This window comes from Caballeronia sp. PC1, assembly GCF_021353155.1.
Lineage (GTDB): Bacteria > Pseudomonadota > Gammaproteobacteria > Burkholderiales > Burkholderiaceae > Caballeronia > Caballeronia cordobensis.
Genome location: NZ_JAJUBH010000006.1, coordinates 182,697 through 199,424 on the forward strand (window position 1 = coordinate 182,697; position 16,728 = coordinate 199,424).

The following is a 16,728-nucleotide window of genomic DNA, read 5'->3' on the forward strand; positions in this document are numbered from 1 at the left end:
GATTAGAGGAGGACCACATTGGCGAAGAACATTGTGCACGGGGATTATGAGGTTATGCTCGATGTGCAGCCGTTTCGAGGGACAAATAGCGTCTGGATCGACGTCACGATTCGGCATGTCGTTACTGGAGTCGTGTTTTATTCATGCTTGGAGCCGTACCCCTGTATTGCGGGGAGCTTGTCCGAGGAAAAGGCGCTCAAATCGGCGATCACGAACGCATGTGGCCGAATCGAGTTCCTTGGTCGGATTGGCCAGTTATAGGGTATTTGTTTATTCAAGTCCGCGTCCGCCATTGGCCGTCGCTTGATAATTGCGTTTGTGACGCGTTTTGAGAAAGACGAATCATTGGTACACCACCATACGACGGGCCTGCAGGCGTCGGCCGTGTACGACCTATAATGGACTTGAATTTTTTGAGAATGCTGTGACGAGTGCGATGGCCTGAATCACGGACGCTGGTGGTTCGCTAAACGCTTCGCAGATCGTCTGTTAGAGTGCATCCCGTTGGAGTCAAGGCACGTGCTGACATCAGAAGGCGCCGACGACGCCGAAATCATTATTCGCCCGTGTTCAGGCGGTGGATGGCAGGTCGAAGTTCCGACTGAGCATGGCAAGCGCGTCACTTTCGCTTGCAGCGAACAGGAGGCACTGGTCTTCGCGCGTGAAAGCCGGCCCGAGGCGAACGTCCGTATTCTACCGGCAACCGACTAGGCGGGGGTGTCTTCAACACTGGCTTTGAACTCGAGCGAACGAGGCGAATGACGATTCCGTCTGATCGATTCAGGAATTTCCTGGCAGTGCCGAGCGCAGGGGCGGGACCGGAAGGTCGTGGCCTTCGATGAAGGCCGCAGCGTACCAAATCGCGAACTTGAGAGCGCTCTCTTCGGTAGCAAAAATACCGAGTTCGCCGAGCGACGTCGACTGTCCGTCCTCTTCAAGGATCGAAACGCTAGCGACGAATGCAGCGCCCTTACGGGTAACGGAGGGCTCGAATGCCGCTCCTGAATGATAGATCACCATCGATCCTCCGTTTGCGCGGCGCTGTTTAGCGCGCAGGTTTCGGTGCCGCACTAGAGGCTTCGACAGTGCAGTGGTTACTTTCCTAAGACAGTGGGCTGTCTGTTGGCTGACCATTTTAGGCGTGGAAACGGGTGAAACGGCGTTAGTATCGGTAAGTTTTCGGACGCGTTCACGCGAGTCGCCAGTCGTAGTCGGCGCCGGGGCTAGCATGGCAGCGCATCGGCCAAGATAACGTGACACGAATCGTCGGACACCTCGAAGGTGACGCACCGGGCAGGATCAGCGATCAGCATCTGAGTCAGCATTCCTATGTTTTTTGACGTTCTTCCGACCGCCCGACACTTTCGATCGCTGCCACCGTCGTCGCCGGAGGTCGGTTCTTATCTGCCCGGCGATGGGCACTGACTCGACCCGATCCTAAGAAGGGTGCATGCGGGAGAGCCGACAAGCATCGGCGGCGTGTTGAAAACCGCGCTCGCAGGGTAAGTGTTCGCGGGTCAGGAGGTCACCACGCCTTGGACTTGATACAACCCCGGATCGGATATACAATTATATTAAAGTGTATCCATGCCATGGGAGTGATCATGCAGGTCGCGAAATGGGGTAATAGCCTTGCCGTGCGGTTGCCCGCAAGTGTCGTCGATGCGCTGGGCTTGAAGGAAGGCGACGATATTGAGATTTACGCTGCCGATTCTGGCGCGTTCTCGGTCAGCAAAAAGCCGACCGTTGCCGAGCGGATTGAGCGCCTGCGCAAGTATCGGGGACGTCTGCCCGCGGACTTTAAGTTTGATCGCGAATCGCTCAGCGACCGGGGATAACGCCGAATGACAGTGGCCGCACCGACTCGGTTCGCCGTCGATAGCAACATACTCGTCTATCTGTTTTCGGACGATACCGCAAAGGCCGACAGGGCTGAGGCATTGGTGGCTAGCGGAAATTTCAGGCCAGTCATCAGTACTCAGGTGATGAACGAGGTCACGCTTGTGATGAGCCGGAAGATGGGCTTATCGTGGCCTGAGATCGAGCACATCTTGGACGATGTCGAAGTGTTTTGCGAAGTCGTGCCGCTGACACTTGAAGTTCATAAAGAAGCACGTCGGATTGCAGCGCACTACGGATTCAGGTTTTACGATTCCTGCATTATTGCTTTCGCATTGCTCGCGGATTGCGAAGTCCTCTACAGCGAAGACATGCACCACGGTCAAGTCATCTTCGACCAGCTGACCGTGATAAACCCGTTTTCTTGAGCAGATGGGTCTATTGACTGAACAACTGCGCGTCTTATTGCTTGATCGTAGGCTCGCCGCGGAGCCGTACACAGTCATTAATGAGCACCGTTATTTGACATAACCTAACTTATCGCATTTTAATTTTGGTAGGCCTTATGTCAAGGACCATCGGCTGACTGGGCTCGTTATGCGTCACGTTATGTCAATTTCCACGAATTGCCGCTAGTGCTGTCGGCTGGACAGCCGATGCCAGGTCGGCATCCCGATTTGTACCGTAGCGCCGCCGATTTTGCGCCGCTAGGCTGGATCGCTTCGTGATCGCCGCGGAGCACAGACGATGGAAAGCTGGCGAACAGGCTATCTTGGGATCCGTCAAGTACCCCGCGATCTGAGCGAGTTTGAACTCAACACTTTCTTCACGTTCTCGAAGCAAGAGATCGCGCTCATCGAGACGCGGCGATCTGATTTATATCGTCTCGCCGTTGCGTTGCACGTCGGGTTCGTACGAATGTCCGGCCGATCGCTGGATTCCTATCGCCAGATACCTGCGATGCTGTGGCGGCACCTCGGTCGACAATTGCATGTCCAGCCGCCCGATCTCGGAACGCTGCGCTCGATCTACGACGGACGCTTCGATACGCTGTCCGACCATCAACGATTTGCTCAAATCATCGCGAACTTCCGCACGATCTCAGAGCACCAACGTCGATACGTGATCCGTTGGCTGAAAGAACAATTGACGGGTCGCCTAGAGCGCGGCCAATTGGGCAACGACCTGAAGCAATGGTTCTACGAACATCGGATCGTCATACCCAACGAACGGACAATCCGACAGTTCATCGTCCAAGCAGTTCGCGATATCGAGAGTTCGCTCCACGAGGAATTTCAGCGAACCTTCGGCCCGGAGAAATTGGACAGCTGGGCACGCCTTTTACCCCAGCCACACAAGGAGTACGTGAGCCTGCAGGGCTGGCTTTGGGCTGTGCCGCTCCGTGGTTCGACTCAGCAGATGGGTGAAGTGCTGGATAAGATTAATCTCCTTACCATGCACGGCGTCGCATCCCCATGGCCAAGCGCATGCAACGATGCAATTGTTCGCTATTACGCTCGTCGCTGTGCCAACCGCTCTCCATCCATCAGCAAACGGATCGCGCCGCAAAGCCGGAGGCTCGAGGCCGCCTGTTTCATGCGTTATTCGCTGTGCACGGCGACCGATCACGTACTCACGATGCTCCGGCGCTGGTGCAGAAAGTCGTGAATGATGCATCTCGCGCGCTCGACGCGGCGAAGAACAAGCTTGACGATCAGCTTCGCGAGTTCGCCCTGGCTGTGAAGGCGTTGGCGATTGACGAGTCCCTGTCGCGCGAACAGCTTGGTAGCGCGCTCTGTGAACTGGCCGACACAGTTCTCTGCCCACCGCAAAGCCGCCGCAGCCTCATGCGGCAGCATCTAATCGGCAAGCGACACTCGGCACGGAACCTATTGATGCGGATAGTGCAACTGCCCTTCGAGGCTGATTCCACTCATCCCGTACTCGACGCGATCGTTCTGCTTCGAGATCTTTATCGCCGTCACGCTTACTTACTGCCCGATGGGTTGAATATTCGTCTGGGTCGCGCGTGGCGCGAAGCGATCGACGGATTCGACCGAATCAAAGCCATGAAGGCGTTCGAATGGGCCACGTTGTTCGCCCTGCGCGTCGCGCTTCGCAACGGATCCGTCTATGTGGAGCATAGTTTCGCGTTCCGTAGTCGAACGCGCATGTTGATTCCGATGGGGGAGTGGATCGCCAAACGCAACAATCTTTACGGGCAACTGGGTCTTCCGCAAGATCCCAAGGAATTTCTCGATCCGATCCTTGCACTTCTCGATCAAAGGCTTGATCTCTTGCTCGAAGCGGTGAAGCAAGGGGATGTGCAAGTTGATACGGCCGTTCATTTGAGTCCGCTCAATGCCCAGCCGGCGGACAACGAAGCGGATCGCCTGCGACAGGCGATCTACCAGGCGCATCCGCAGGGGCAACTACCGGAGATCATCCTCGAGATCGATAGCGCAACACGATTCAGTTGGCTTTTGCTCGGGCGTGAACCTCGCTCACGAGTGGAACTGCTGATGGTCTATTCTGCCGTGCTCGCGCATGGAACATCTCTCTCGGCCGCGGAACTCTCTAGGATGGTGCCCGAGGTGTCAGGCGACGCGATCCGGCAAATGATGAAACGCTTGGCGGACGAGAGAAAGCTGAGGCTTGCCGCCGATGCAGTTCTTGAGTTCATGCACGAGCACCCTATCGCTGCTCACTGGGGCCGTTCTGATCTCGCGTCTTCCGACATGATGTCGCTCGAAACCACACGAAAGGTATGGCAGGCTCGGGCAGATCCAAGGCGTCGCTCGGCATCCATCGGAATGTACACACACGTGCTCGATCGTTGGGGCATCTTTTACGATCAGCCGATCGTTTTGAATGAGCGGCAAGCAGGTGCGGCCATCGAAGGTGTCGTGCGCCAGAGTGCCACGAAAGACATCGCTCAGCTCGCTGTCGACACGCATGGGTACACCGATTTCGCGATGGGCCTGGCCCGCGCGCTTGGATTTGATCTCTGCCCTCGCCTGTCGCATCTTCGTGATCGTCGGCTTCACGTTCCTCGCAGCCAGGACGTGCCGCAAGAGCTTTGCGCCGTGACAGACCGCGACATCAGACTTGACCTCATCGCTGAAGTCTGGGACGAGTTTGTCAGGATTGCTGCATCGATTCGCTCAGGAAAATGTACTGCAGTGGAAGCCCTAACCCGCTTCGGCTCAGCAGCGCGTGGGCAGCCGGTCTATGACGGAGGCGTCCACATCGGTCGGCTTTTCCGTAGCATCTTCCTGATCGATTACTTCACGAACACGACATTCCGGACGGAGCTGCAGCACGTGTTGAATCGGGGCGAGGCCGTGCATGTGGTTCAACGCGCGATTCATGTTGGACGCATCCCAGTCGAATTGGCACGGCGCGAAGATTCGCTCTCAGCCGTGTCTTCCGCATTGACGCTGCTTGCGAACATTCTGATGGCATGGAACACGACCCACATGCAGCATGCGCTCGAGGCGCTGCAAGCCTCCGGAGGCGAATCGCCTGGAGCCGAACAGCTCAGAAGGATTGCGCCGACGCATCTGGAGGGCATCAACCTGCGCGGGACCTTCATTTTTCCGGTTGGGCGCTACGCAAGCAGACTCCTTCCAAGCTTGGTTCAAGGTACGGCGACGCGTGACGCCACTCAGCGCGCATAGCGATGCGCCGGATCACGCTCGAGGGTAGACAACAAGTCCTTGATCTAAAAAGGCATTATTTTGGCGCCAGAACGCAAAGCCTTGTCGGAGCTAGAGCGCCCTAACCCGGAATTTGCACGGAAATCAAGGTCACCCCGGCTTCCGCGAGCAGCACATTCTATGGCCCGGCAGCCGGTCGGCCCCCGCATGGTTGTCGCAACCGTGATCGCGCTTGTGATGCGCGTGCGGCCCGCCGATGAAAACGATGATCCGTTGCTCGCAGCCAATCCCGCGACGCGCACCTGAAACCCGACTGAACGATACGGAAAATACTAATGAACATTGATTGTCACGGTCACTACACGACCGCGCCGCAGCAGCACGAGGCACGATGCAAGCAGCAGATCGCTGCGCTCGCGGATGGCGTTTCGCCGCCGCCACGTCTCGTCATCACGTTCGTGCGCATCGATCATGTTGGGTGCGTTTCCGCCGCGCGATAGCGACAGCCCGCCCCCACGCGACGGTCCGACTTTCCCGGCTGACTCTCGCCTATCGAAGTGCAAGCCGCCCGTTACGCCGGCACGTGGCCGGCGGCTCGCCACGATCCATCGGACGATTGGGCGCAATGGCGCAGCCGCCCTGACGTTCGCGTCCGAGCTCTTACCAGAAGTCTGCTTTACGTTCCGAAGTTCCTTCGGAAAACGAGCATCCTGCAGCGAACTAGCCTCGCATTATTCTATGACGAGAGCTAGTACCCGCAGCGGACTCCCTGACCCCGCCTTAATCTTGAGTGGTGCCGACATGATTACGACGCCGGTAGACGGTAGCTGATCAAGGTTTTTAAGACATTGCAGCCCGAACCGATTCGAGCCGTGCATGAGAGTGTGACACGGATAAGGTACTGGCCAAGCGTATGATTGCCCGGCATCCGTATTAATGGTCTCGACGCCGAAGCCGTGAACTTTGCGCTCCTGTATGAGCCATTCCACCGCTTCTTGCGTAGGTCCGGGCGTGTGTGCACCATCCTCATGCATGTTGAGGAAGGCGACGGGATCAGTGCGTTTAGACCAGTCGGAGCGTAGTAGCACCCACGCGCCGGCCGGAATGCGGCCGTGCTCGGATTCCCACGCTTCGAGAAAACTGACACTTAAGAGCCAGTCCTCGTTGGCCGCCACTTCTGCAGTCGCATCGATCACGACAGCCGGGGCGATAAAATTTTTAACGTCTATCGTATCTACGGTGTTCTGCTCGTGGTCTTTCCCCGTCACCCAATGCGCAGGAGCGTCGAAGTGCGTCCCTGTGTGTTCGCCGCAGGAAAAATTGTTCCAATACCAGCCAGGGCCCTGCTCATCGTAATGACTGATCTTTTCCATTTTGAACGCCCAGACCTGGCCATACTGTGGCGGCAATTGCAGCGCCGGGAAATCAGGCGATAGCGTTTGCGTCAGGTCAACGACGCGTACCCGGCCGCTCGCGAGATCGTTGGTAAAGTGCTGGAGACTGCTAGTCATGTTTGGCTCCGTTTCTTCATGGTTAACTATCTATGCACTGAGTTGCGCCCCCAATGCGCCCACGCCTTTTCGAAAAACTGCCGCATTGTCAACACACATAAAAGCATTCAGAATCATGGTTAAGCCGTCTTCGTGCCTGGAGACAAACCAGCAAGCGGAGCAATCGTTTTCTATCAATGGGCGGATGCGCCTCCAACGCAGACCATTTCAAGCATGAGCAATCCACCTGCCAGCGGCTTCATCGACAACTACACGCCCGCTCTGCTTGCACAAGTCAGCCAACTCATCTCCGGCGAATTCCATGCGATCGTGCAAGCAGCCGGCTTCGAAGTCTCTGACTGGCGCGTGTTATCGACGCTCTCGGAAGGCAAGACAATCAGCATTGGACAGCTCTCTCAGATGACCGTCACGAAGCAGCCCACCGTCACACGCTTGCTGGACCGTATGGAGGCACAAGGTCACGTCAAGCGCATCCCGCACGACACGGATCGACGGGTCACGCTGGTGCGCATTACGCCGCAAGGCCAAAAACTCGTCTCCGCGCTAATCAAACAGGCCAAGGCCCACGAGGAGCGTGTGCTGGCTCCGTTGGGAAAGGCCAAAGCGGATGAACTCAAAGCCACCTTGCGCCTACTTCTCAATCTGCATCGCCCATCCGCGTGATTCGTTCCTTAGCCAGGTCGTTCACCGTGAGGTCGCTTTCGGCCGCGCCATCTTGAACATCGCCGCCTCTTCGATCTCAAAGTAGTCCGCGGGGCCGCCGCCGCGCATGACCGGGCGTGCGGCCGCCGTTGCATATCCCTCATCGCTTAGCAGCGCGCGGGCAACGTGCACGCCGACCACCTCACCGATCACCATCCACGTATCGATTGGGCTGCCGTTGGCGCGTTGTAACAGCATCACGTCAGAGACCCTGCACTCGAATGAAACAGGGCTTTGCGCCACGCGAGGCGCCGACACGATGCGCGATGAAGTCGGATCCACCCCGGCAAGTGCGAACTCGTCGACATCCGCGGGCACCTCCCCGCTCGTCAGATTCATGTGCTCGCATAGCTCCCGGGTCACCAGGTTCCAGACAAACTCTCCTGTGTCACGCGCATTCCGCACTGTGTCCTTAAACCCCACGCTCGAAAATGCGAGGACGGGCGGCGAATAGTTGAAGATGTTGAAGAAGCTATATGGCGCGAGATTGAGCGCGCCCTCTAGGTCGCGTGTGGAGATCCAACCGATTGGACGAGGACCAACAATCGCGCCCAGAGGGTCGTGGGCGAGACCGTGGCCGTTCGCTGGCTCGTAAAAGTGCAGGTCTTTGCAAGCGGCATGCTGCGAAACAATAAGCGGCGGCGCACTCATGGTCAGTATTTTCCGGACAGGAGTTCACCGCAACCGGCCACCTCAGTGCGTAAGTCAAGACGCCGCAGCATCTGCCACGTTGTCGCCACCGCCGCCGAGACGGTCGGGACGCCAGACTCGTCCTGCACGCGCTGGATAGAGGGCAACGACTGCATTTGCACACACGCAGAAAGCACCAGCGCATCGATGTTCGCCCGATTCAGACGTTTGTAGATCTCCACAAGCCGCGCCGGATCCTGCGCGGCCACCTGGAGGTTATCCGGAATTTCCAGTGCGACGTAGTCCTGCACCTCAATGCCTTCGCTCTCGATGTACTCCACAACCATTTTCGTCAAGGGCTTCATGTACGGACACACCACGGAGACCCGCTTCGCGCCGACCGCATGCAACCCGTCGACGAGAGCGCCGGCGCTCGTCACGACAGGCGCAGGCGCACCGTTTTCGACAGTACGATCGAAAAGACGCTTTTCAGACACGCGGTGATATCCCTGTCCCATGCTCATGATCGCCACGAGGCACGCATAGCCAAGCACCTCGACACGCGCATCCGAGAGCTCAAGCGCACAGCGATCGCTGTCTCGGTCCATCGCTTCGAGTTCCTCCTTGACGACCTGCTTCATCCGCATGCGGCTCGAGTGGAAAGTGAAGCGCTCGGCGAAGTCGCGCTCACGCGCACGGAACATCGCGGGTATCTCGGTTTCCATCGTCGTATTGGATGAGGGCACGATTTGCCCGATACGCAGAACACGCGGTTGTGTCATGACTTGCTCTCGGTAAGCTCGAAGGAGTTGAGGTCCACCTGTTCAGCTTCAGCGCTCACGCGGTCAAAAGTGTCGGCCGCTCCGTCGATGTACTGCGCTGGCGCGAGCGGCCGGCGGTTCACACGCAGATCGAACACGTCAAAGCGGTTGTAGTGGCCCGTGATGTCATGCATCTGGCGAGGCTGGATGCAGCGCCCAAGGTCGATGTCGGCGTACACGATCCCTTCCTCGTCGATGAGCGGTTCACCGATGACGCGACCGTCCGGGCCCAGAATGCCGGAGAAGGCGCTATTGCGGCGCGCGAGCAGCTCACGCGCCTGCGGATGCGTTGCGCTCATCGCGTCAACGATCTCCGGCGAGACCGTCGAACACGAGACCACCGTAAACAGCTTGCCTTCGAAGCAATGCGCTGCGGCCCGCACGCGAATCGCCTCAGCCATGTCGTAGTCGGGGGGCGCCACCGGCAGCGCAATATAGCTCGCCACATGAACGAGTTCCCCTTGCGCAAGGAGGCTGAAACGCGCCAGCGTATTGGTGTTCTCACCACAAGCGAGTGAGCCGAGTGGCCCAATGCTGGTTTCGTGCACACGCAGTGCGGAGCCATCGCCATTTGCCCAGGTGAGCTTTTCAGCCCACGTTGGCACGAGCTTGCGATGACGTCCCAGGATGCGCCCCTCGTCGCTGATCGTTAGAAGCGTGTTGTACAGCGTGCCAATGCCTGTTCGACTACGCTCGTTCACGCCGACCACGACATTGATGTGATGCGCTTTAGCGGCGGCGGCAATGCGGCGAATTTCGGGTCCCGGAATCTCGATCGCCGACTTGCAAAGCTTCTCGAACCACGGACTGCCTTCCACCGGATTCATCACCCAGTTCCAGTACGGATAGCCCGCCACGAACACTTCAGGAAAGGCAACAAGCCGCGCGCCGTTGCCGGCTGCCTTGCGAATAAGCCCGCAGACTTTGTCGACGGTAGCGTCAGTGTCGAGGAACACAGGAGCGGCCTGTACCGCGGCCGCCTTGAATTGAGGGAGGTTAAGCATGAGGGTGTACTCGTTTGTTCAGCACGTTGAGCGGATCTCAACGGCGGTTAGACGGCTACCACAGGATGGCGAAGCTCACCAATGCCCTCCACCTGTGCTTGCACGACGTCACCAGGCCAGAGCCATTCCTGCGGCGAACGGCCCGCGCCCACGCCGTCCGGCGTGCCGGTCGCGATGATGTCGCCCGGCTCCAGTGCGATGGCTTTGGTGATGTCGGCGATGAGCGCGGGCACTTTGAAGAGCATGTGACGCGTATTAGAGCTTTGCTTGGTGACGCCGTTGACCGTGAGGCTCAAGTTAAGCGTGTGCGGATCGGGAATTTCATCTGCCGTGACAATGCATGGCCCGAACGGTGCATACGTGTCCTGCCCTTTTGAGTAGATCCATTGCCCAGCGCGGCGGCAGTCACGTGCGCTCATATCGATCATCACGCTGTAGCCGAACACGTATTTGAGCGCGTCAGACTCGCTGACGCGTTTTGCTCGCGTACCCATGATGACCGCGAGTTCCACTTCCCAGTCGAGCTGCTGCGTAACTTCCTTGTTATGCTCGATGGCGTCGCCTGGGCCGATCACCGACGTTGGCGGCTTCGAGAAAATGACGGGTTCCTTCGGCAAGTCCTCCGATGTGTCGAGCGTGCGGCTCGATTCCGCAACGTGCTCAACATAGTTGAGACCGATACCGAAGATGTTCTTGCGAGGGCGTGGAATGGGTGCTAGCAGCTTGACGTTCCTCGCCGGTATAGAGACGCCGACAGGCCATTTGCCGCGCTGCTCATCGAGTAACGCGCTGGTTTGATACACCGCCTGCGGGCCGAGATCGATGAAGTCGAGCATGCTCTTGGGCAGGGGGAAACCCGTGGCGGCGCCGAGGCGCTCGAGGTCGACGACAGTATCCTCGATGATCGCACCCAGACGGGCGGCAGCACAAACCTCGGAACGATAGGTGACAAGACGCATGGTAAAACTCCATAAAGCCCGTCCGACGACAGCGGGCAAATATTGAATCGAATGTTCTAGTGCCAAACAATCACACAGCTACTGTCTGATGGCCGCCGTTGTCGACAAGGGCCTCTTCGCGATACAAGTTGAGCGCATGCATGACCGGCAAATCGTTGAAGCAGAACAAACACGCGTCGTCCGACGACGAAAGGTTCGCGTGCTCGTGGAACGCCCACGATGGGACGCAGAAAATGTCGCGTTCGGTCCAGTCCAGGCGCTTGCCATTGATGATCGAATAGCCGCTGCCCTTTGCGACCTGATAAATGAAGCTGCCCGTGTGGCGATGCGCGCGCGTGTGCTCGCCCGGACGCAACAACTGCATGCTTGCGCCAATGGTCGACATGACCGGCCCACCCGTCACCGGATTAACGTAGTGCATCAGCACGCCATCGAACGGAGAACCGTCGGTCGCATGTGCATGCCGTACGAGTGCTTCGTAAGTCGGTTCCCACTCGTACTTGAATAGCGGGGAGTAGCGCTTATTCCAGTCACCGTTTTGGGGGCGCAGACCGGGCGCACCCCAGCTTGCCGTGGAGTCGTTCACGGCGTGCGTAACTGCCTGCCGAAGATCCGGGTGCACCGCATAGAACCCGGCCTCCAAGGCATTGACAAGTGGAATGTCGAGACCGTCTTGCCAGATACATGGCGAGCCGTCGTCCGCCACGCCGTGTTCATGCCAGGTGCCATTGGGGGTAAGCACGAAATCGTTGCGCCCCAACGTCATCTTGTGGCCGTCGACTACGGTATAGGCGCCAGTGCCTTCCATGATGAAACGGAGCGCCGAGGAAGAATGAGCGTGCGCCGATGCAACTTCGCCCGGGTGCATGACCTGAAGTCCCGAATAAAGCCAGCCCACGGCGGCTGACACATCGCGGCGCCCTGGATTACTCAGGTAGATCACGCGTCGGCCGGCCTTTTCGGGCGACACCAGCTGCACGGAACGAAGCACATGTTCGCGCATGTCGCGATACCGCCAAAGTACCGGCACCGACTCCGACTTCGGCTCCCACGGTTCGATCTTGTTCGCCACGGTCCACAGCGCGCCTGCCTCAAGGCTTTCTAGAGATCTGTAGTAGGCAATCAGTTCTGGCGTGTCCTCTACATCTGCACGGCCCGCGACGCCCTCGCGATACGTGTCGTAATTCTGCTCAGCCATGTCGTTGCGACTCCATCGGATGAATTTAGATCAACCTGGCACGCGGCCATCTCACGATGCGGTGCGCTGAAAAGCGCGTTCCATTTGCTCTTTCGCAAACAGATACTGGCGTGGCCATTCCACGTTCCGGTAGCCAAGCTTTGCGCTTTCACGCAACAGCCACGCAGGATCGGCGAGATGTGGACGGGAGATCGCGCAAAGGTCAGCACGCCCCGAAGCGATGATGCTGTTCACTTGATCGCCCTCCGTGATGGCGCCAACAGCAATGGTCGGCACCTGAGCCTCGTTACGCACACGGTCGGCAAAAGGCGTTTGATACATGCGGCCGTAGACTGGTTTTTGCTGCGGCGTGACTTCGCCAGACGAGCAATCGATCATGTCCGCGCCAGCGGCCTTGAGGAGGCGTGCGATCTGCACCGCGTCGTCGCCGTCAATGCCACCTTCCATCCAATCGGACGCCGAGATGCGCACTGAGATCGGCTTTCCTTCCGGCCACGCAAGGCGCACCGCGCGAAGTACTTCCAGGGGAAAGGCCATCCGGTTTTCGAGCGATCCTCCGTATTCGTCGTTGCGCTGATTGGTGATCGGCGAGATGAAGCTCGACAGCAAATAGCCATGGCCTGCTTGCAGTTCTAACCAGTCAAAACCGGCTGCATCGGCGCGACGGGCGGCCGCTGCGAAGTCCTCGCGCACGCTCTCCATGTCCTCGCGCGTCATGGCTCGAGGCGTTTCCGACACACCGGCCAAATACGGCAGCGGCGACGCAGACATCAAGGGCCAGTTGCCGGCCTCCAGCGGATGGTCCATCTTCTGCCAACCGAGCTGCGTCGATGCACGGCGTCCCGCATGACCCAGCTGAATCCCGATACGCGCACTGGAGTTGTCGTGAAGGAACCCAACGATGTGTGCGAATGCCGCCGTCTGATCATTGTTCCAAAGTCCCGGACAGGCTGGCGTCGCCCGCGCTTCCGGCGAAACCGCTGTCATCTCGACCATGACGAGCCCTGCGCCACCGAGCGCGCGGCTACCAAGATGCACGAGGTGAAAATCACCCGGCACACCGTTTTCGCACGAGTACATTGCTGTAGGAGACACCACAATCCGATTTTTAAGTTCCACGTCGCGGATTCGATACGGCGTGAGCATCGGCGGCACAGCATCCTCAGCGATCGTCGCGCCTGCTTGTTTCGCAAGCCGCCTTTCGTAGCCTTCGAGCCAGTCGCGATCCCGCAAGCGAAGGTTTTCATGAGAGATTCGTTGCGAGCGGGTAAGCAATGAATAGGCGAACTGTTCGGGTTCGAGTCCAGCGTAGCGGTTCACATTCTCGAACCAATCCGTGGAATTACGCGCAGCATTTTGTATCTTGAGTACTTCGACGCCGCGCACCGCCTCATAATGCGCAAGCTGCGTTTCAAGCGAATCACCAACGGTTGCCAGGCTGCGTGCAAGCTCGACGGCATCTTCGAGTGCCAGCTTCGTTCCCGATCCGATCGAAAAATGAGCGGTATGCGCCGCATCGCCCATTAGCACGACCGGAACCTTCTTCCCATCGCCTCGCATGGTCCAGTGCACCCACTTTTCGCAGATGACGCGCGGGAAGCGGATCCAGATTGCGGAGCCGCGTAGATGCGTGGCGTTGCAGATGAGGGGGTGGCCGTCTAGATACGGTGCGAAAAGTCTCTCGCAATATGAGATGCCCTCTTCCTGACTCATGTCGCCAATCCCTGCGGCCTGCCACGTCTCCTCGGGCGTTTCGACAATGAATGTGGAGAGACCGTCTTCAAAACGATAGGCATGTGCCTGGAACCAGCCGTGCTCGTTCTGCACAAAAATGAAATTGAATGCGTCGAACACCTTTTTCGTGCCAAGCCACACGAAACGGCATCGGCGCTCGTCGATGTCAGGTTTGAAGGTTTCCTGATACTTTCTACGCGTGAGGCTATTGACTCCATCCGACGCAATTACGAGGTCCGCATCGTACTTGCGGGCGATCGCTTCATCATCTTCTACAAATTCCTCGAAAACCAGTTTTACGCCCACGTCTTCACATCGCGCTTGAAGAATGTTGAGGAGCTTCTTACGGCCAATGCCGATAAAGCCGTGCCCGCCGCTTCTAACGGAACGGCCTTTGAAGTGAATCTCGATATCGTCCCAGCGGTTGTACGCATCCCCGATCGTCTCGGCTGACACAGGATCGGCCTCGCGCAGGTTGTACATTGTGGCGTCCGAAAACACGACGCCCCATCCGAACGTGTCGTACGGACGATTGCGCTCAACGACCACAATTTCATTCTTTGGATTCCACACCTTCATTAGTAATCCAAAGTACAGGCCTGAGGGACCACCTCCAATGCAGAGGATCTTCATTTTCCTTGCTCCGATATTTCAGATTGACCTATTCAGCCTTGCCGGCAATCGTTGCCCATTTCATCGATCGGCCGCAACTGCGCACGCATTGGCTGCCCGCTCAATCACCACTCGCAAATCTTCTGGAATGGAAATGGATTCGTGGGTGTCCAGCGATGTGGTCACGATCGTCTGCCGCGCAGCCATACGAACTACGTCATCTGCGCCGGTACACGTCCACCCGAGCGTAAGTGACTTCTGTCCGAGGCGTTCCACGTCAAGCGAGAGCCGAACCTGGTCGCCCATTTTGCTGATCGCCTTGAAGTCGACCTCCAGATGTACCGTCGGCATTCCGACGCGCCGTGTGCTCAGTACGCCGTGATAGCCGTCGGGCAACAGTTCGTCGATCCACAGTTCGATCAAGTCGTTGAACAGCACGAAATATTGTGGATAAAACACAATCCCGGCTGCATCGCACTCGGAAAAGTGAATCTTGCGCTGGCGCTCGAATACATGGGCTTTCATGCTTATTCCTTAGGCGTGTAACCGGCCGTTCAAGCCAGCGCGTGCTGCGCAAGGGCCGCTTTCAATTTGTGGCCATGCTCATCGGCGAGCGCCGCGTCGCGCAACTCGCGTAATGTGGCGGGCGCAAGTCGCCCACCGGCTCCTTGCACTGCTGCCATCAACGTCTGATAGTTCCTTAGGCCCCGCGCGTACGTGTCGCTATAGCCTTTTACGAGGCGCTGGCATTGCGCAATTTCAAGGGCCAGGGCGGGATTGCGTTTGGCCGTCTCGGCGATCTGTGCCAGCCATTCTTCGATACGGACATTTTCGTGCTGATATCGCAGCGTGCTGCGTCTGATCGTGCGCAAACTCGCGACCACGTGCAGCATCAAATAGCCAGACAACGAACTGGTGCGGACCACCCGTCCAGACTGCGTGCTTCGCTTAACGAGCCCATGGAGCCAATGCGGCTTCGCCAACCAACGGCCGAGCGACGCGGGCAGCGTCTCGCAGATCTCCTCGATGCGCGGATGCATGAATTCGTTGATCTCCAGCAGTTGGTCCGACTGAGCCTGCACTTCACCGCGCACGCGCTCGAAGCGCGCGCCGCGAGTCTTCAGGTCCGCCACACGTATCGTGTCTTCAAATGACATCCACAGCGCAAGGTGTCGTGCGGTCTCACGTAATAGCGCGACCTCCTGCGCGGGCACTGCGCTGACCAAGGCGACGAGCCGGTCGAGGTAAAGTCGCGCATAGGCGGGATCTTGATAGTCGATCAAGCGACGCACGCCTTCGAGGGCAATCCGCTGAACCGCGGCAGGAAATTCGGTGCGTACGCGCTCGACCAGCCGAGCCACCGTCGCATTGCGAGGTGCTGGTTGCACTTCGTCCGAAGGCTCGCCGATGCTGGCGCTTTCCTCCACGCTTGCACGGTCGAACGCCAGCGCGAAAGCTCGCGAGCTCGGCTTCACGCCAACGCCGCCGCGCTCAATGGTCTCCTCGAATTCGCGGCGGCTGAACGGCAGTACGCCCGCGCCGGCGAGCGCGCCGAACAGCACGGCACTAATCACGCTGGCGCTTGCTTGAGCTGCGTGCGCCATATCAAAGCGAATGTAGCGCTTTGCGGCCTTGCTGGCGTGCGCGATCAGCGTTTCGCTATCCACGCGGCCATCACCCATTGCAGACTTTTCCGAGATCGAGTAGACCCGGTGAGTGGAGGAAATGAGCGTCGTGCGCTCCGGAGTGACAAGTCCACGTTGTACCGCGCGGCCTGCCTCCATCAGTTCCGAAGCAAGGACGACATCCACGTCGCCCGGCAAGGGCATCAACGCAAGCACGGGCGCTCGGGCAAGGCCTGGTTCGGTCGGAAAGAGCTCGACGTAATAGATTGTCGCCCCGGTACGCTGTGCAACGCCGGGAACCGACGTGGTCTGGGCGCGATAGCCGTTGTGCTCGCCGAGGTCGACGATCCAGTCGGCGAGCACACCGCCGCCCTCACCGCCCATGGCGAGAATCGCAATTTTGATGGGTTGAAGACTCATCGTATCTATCCTGG

The 16,728-nt window shown here is 58.4% G+C and carries 14 protein-coding genes and 2 pseudogenes; 6 read left to right on the forward strand and 10 right to left on the reverse strand.

Translation table 11 applies throughout. The annotated features are described in order from the left end of the window. Positions 1 to 519: 519 nt before the first annotated feature. Complete coding sequence (locus LY284_RS38455) at positions 520 to 711, forward strand: hypothetical protein (RefSeq protein ID WP_233392205.1); 192 nt, start codon at positions 520 to 522, stop codon at positions 709 to 711. 69 nt (positions 712 to 780) lie between these two features. Here the strand turns inward: LY284_RS38455 and LY284_RS38460 are convergent, their stop codons facing one another. Next, entirely contained in the window at positions 781 to 1,020 is a 240-nt protein-coding gene (locus LY284_RS38460) for a hypothetical protein (protein ID WP_233392207.1), read from the reverse strand. A 584-nt stretch (positions 1,021 to 1,604) separates the two neighbouring features. On the opposite strand from LY284_RS38460, the gene LY284_RS38465 reads away from it, so the two are divergent. From LY284_RS38465 to LY284_RS38480, 4 genes and pseudogenes are all read left to right on the forward strand, one after another. Beyond that, the gene (locus tag LY284_RS38465; RefSeq protein ID WP_233392212.1) at positions 1,605 to 1,838 is read left to right on the forward strand and encodes an AbrB/MazE/SpoVT family DNA-binding domain-containing protein; all 234 of its coding nucleotides are present in this window, start codon (positions 1,605 to 1,607) and stop codon (positions 1,836 to 1,838) included. 6 nt (positions 1,839 to 1,844) lie between these two features. Beyond that, positions 1,845 to 2,267: a PIN domain-containing protein gene (locus LY284_RS38470; protein WP_233392214.1), complete on the forward strand. Its 423-nt coding sequence runs from the start codon at positions 1,845 to 1,847 to the stop codon at positions 2,265 to 2,267. Positions 2,268 to 2,586: 319 nt separating this feature from the next. Then, positions 2,587 to 5,519, forward strand: a pseudogene (locus LY284_RS38475) (Tn3 family transposase). A gap of 314 nt (positions 5,520 to 5,833) precedes the next feature. Then, positions 5,834 to 5,941, forward strand: a pseudogene (locus tag LY284_RS38480) (amidohydrolase); the annotation flags it as partial. A 288-nt stretch (positions 5,942 to 6,229) separates the two neighbouring features. Here LY284_RS38480 and LY284_RS38485 read toward each other — a convergent pair. Beyond that, positions 6,230 to 7,009 carry a cyclase family protein gene (locus LY284_RS38485; protein ID WP_233392471.1) on the reverse strand — a complete coding sequence of 260 codons (780 nt, stop codon included), beginning with the start codon at positions 7,007 to 7,009 and terminating at the stop codon, positions 6,230 to 6,232. A 213-nt stretch (positions 7,010 to 7,222) separates the two neighbouring features. On the opposite strand from LY284_RS38485, the gene LY284_RS38490 reads away from it, so the two are divergent. After that, positions 7,223 to 7,672, forward strand: a complete 450-nt coding sequence (locus LY284_RS38490; protein WP_233392474.1) for a MarR family winged helix-turn-helix transcriptional regulator — start codon at positions 7,223 to 7,225, stop codon at positions 7,670 to 7,672. Between the two features lie 21 nt (positions 7,673 to 7,693). Here the strand turns inward: LY284_RS38490 and LY284_RS38495 are convergent, their stop codons facing one another. The 8 genes from LY284_RS38495 to LY284_RS38530 all read right to left on the reverse strand — a co-directional run bounded on the left by LY284_RS38495 (position 7,694) and on the right by LY284_RS38530 (position 16,714). Next, positions 7,694 to 8,362: a flavin reductase family protein gene (locus tag LY284_RS38495; protein ID WP_233392476.1), complete on the reverse strand. Its 669-nt coding sequence runs from the start codon at positions 8,360 to 8,362 to the stop codon at positions 7,694 to 7,696. A 2-nt stretch (positions 8,363 to 8,364) separates the two neighbouring features. Continuing rightward, positions 8,365 to 9,123 (reverse strand): Asp/Glu racemase, encoded by a 759-nt coding sequence (locus LY284_RS38500; RefSeq protein WP_304503024.1) that lies wholly within the window; start codon positions 9,121 to 9,123, stop codon positions 8,365 to 8,367. After that, positions 9,120 to 10,166, reverse strand: coding sequence for a carbon-nitrogen hydrolase family protein (locus LY284_RS38505; protein ID WP_233392478.1), 1,047 nt, complete (start codon positions 10,164 to 10,166; stop codon positions 9,120 to 9,122). Before LY284_RS38505 ends, LY284_RS38500 begins: the two co-directional genes overlap by 4 nt. Positions 10,167 to 10,213: 47 nt before the next feature. After that, entirely contained in the window at positions 10,214 to 11,125 is a 912-nt protein-coding gene (locus LY284_RS38510) for a fumarylacetoacetate hydrolase family protein (RefSeq protein ID WP_233392480.1), read from the reverse strand. Positions 11,126 to 11,195: 70 nt separating this feature from the next. After that, a complete protein-coding gene (locus LY284_RS38515) occupies positions 11,196 to 12,323 on the reverse strand; it encodes a cupin domain-containing protein (RefSeq protein WP_233392483.1) in 1,128 nt (375 codons plus the stop codon). 51 nt (positions 12,324 to 12,374) lie between these two features. Next, positions 12,375 to 14,690 carry a bifunctional salicylyl-CoA 5-hydroxylase/oxidoreductase gene (locus LY284_RS38520; RefSeq protein ID WP_233392485.1) on the reverse strand — a complete coding sequence of 772 codons (2,316 nt, stop codon included), beginning with the start codon at positions 14,688 to 14,690 and terminating at the stop codon, positions 12,375 to 12,377. Positions 14,691 to 14,750: 60 nt separating this feature from the next. After that, entirely contained in the window at positions 14,751 to 15,194 is a 444-nt protein-coding gene (locus tag LY284_RS38525) for a thioesterase family protein (protein WP_233392487.1), read from the reverse strand. Positions 15,195 to 15,223: 29 nt separating this feature from the next. After that, complete coding sequence (locus tag LY284_RS38530) at positions 15,224 to 16,714, reverse strand: indolepyruvate oxidoreductase subunit beta family protein (protein WP_233392489.1); 1,491 nt, start codon at positions 16,712 to 16,714, stop codon at positions 15,224 to 15,226. Between the last annotated feature and the right edge of the window lie 14 nt (positions 16,715 to 16,728).

Excerpts from the sequence above, each read along its gene's own strand:
- LY284_RS38470 (WP_233392214.1), top strand. The coding sequence starts at position 1,845 with ATGACAGTGGCCGCACCGACTCGGTTCGCCGTCGATAGCAACATACTC.
- LY284_RS38515 (WP_233392483.1), bottom strand. The coding sequence starts at position 12,323 with ATGGCTGAGCAGAATTACGACACGTATCGCGAGGGCGTCGCGGGCCGT.
- LY284_RS38510 (WP_233392480.1), bottom strand. The coding sequence starts at position 11,125 with ATGCGTCTTGTCACCTATCGTTCCGAGGTTTGTGCTGCCGCCCGTCTG.
- LY284_RS38525 (WP_233392487.1), bottom strand. The coding sequence starts at position 15,194 with ATGAAAGCCCATGTATTCGAGCGCCAGCGCAAGATTCACTTTTCCGAG.
- LY284_RS38500 (WP_304503024.1), bottom strand. The coding sequence starts at position 9,123 with ATGACACAACCGCGTGTTCTGCGTATCGGGCAAATCGTGCCCTCATCC.
- LY284_RS38495 (WP_233392476.1), bottom strand. The coding sequence starts at position 8,362 with ATGAGTGCGCCGCCGCTTATTGTTTCGCAGCATGCCGCTTGCAAAGAC.
- LY284_RS38465 (WP_233392212.1), top strand. The coding sequence starts at position 1,605 with ATGCAGGTCGCGAAATGGGGTAATAGCCTTGCCGTGCGGTTGCCCGCA.
- LY284_RS38485 (WP_233392471.1), bottom strand. The coding sequence starts at position 7,009 with ATGACTAGCAGTCTCCAGCACTTTACCAACGATCTCGCGAGCGGCCGG.
- LY284_RS38490 (WP_233392474.1), top strand. The coding sequence starts at position 7,223 with ATGAGCAATCCACCTGCCAGCGGCTTCATCGACAACTACACGCCCGCT.
- LY284_RS38520 (WP_233392485.1), bottom strand. The coding sequence starts at position 14,690 with ATGAAGATCCTCTGCATTGGAGGTGGTCCCTCAGGCCTGTACTTTGGA.
- LY284_RS38505 (WP_233392478.1), bottom strand. The coding sequence starts at position 10,166 with ATGCTTAACCTCCCTCAATTCAAGGCGGCCGCGGTACAGGCCGCTCCT.
- LY284_RS38460 (WP_233392207.1), bottom strand. The coding sequence starts at position 1,020 with ATGGTGATCTATCATTCAGGAGCGGCATTCGAGCCCTCCGTTACCCGT.
- LY284_RS38530 (WP_233392489.1), bottom strand. The coding sequence starts at position 16,714 with ATGAGTCTTCAACCCATCAAAATTGCGATTCTCGCCATGGGCGGTGAG.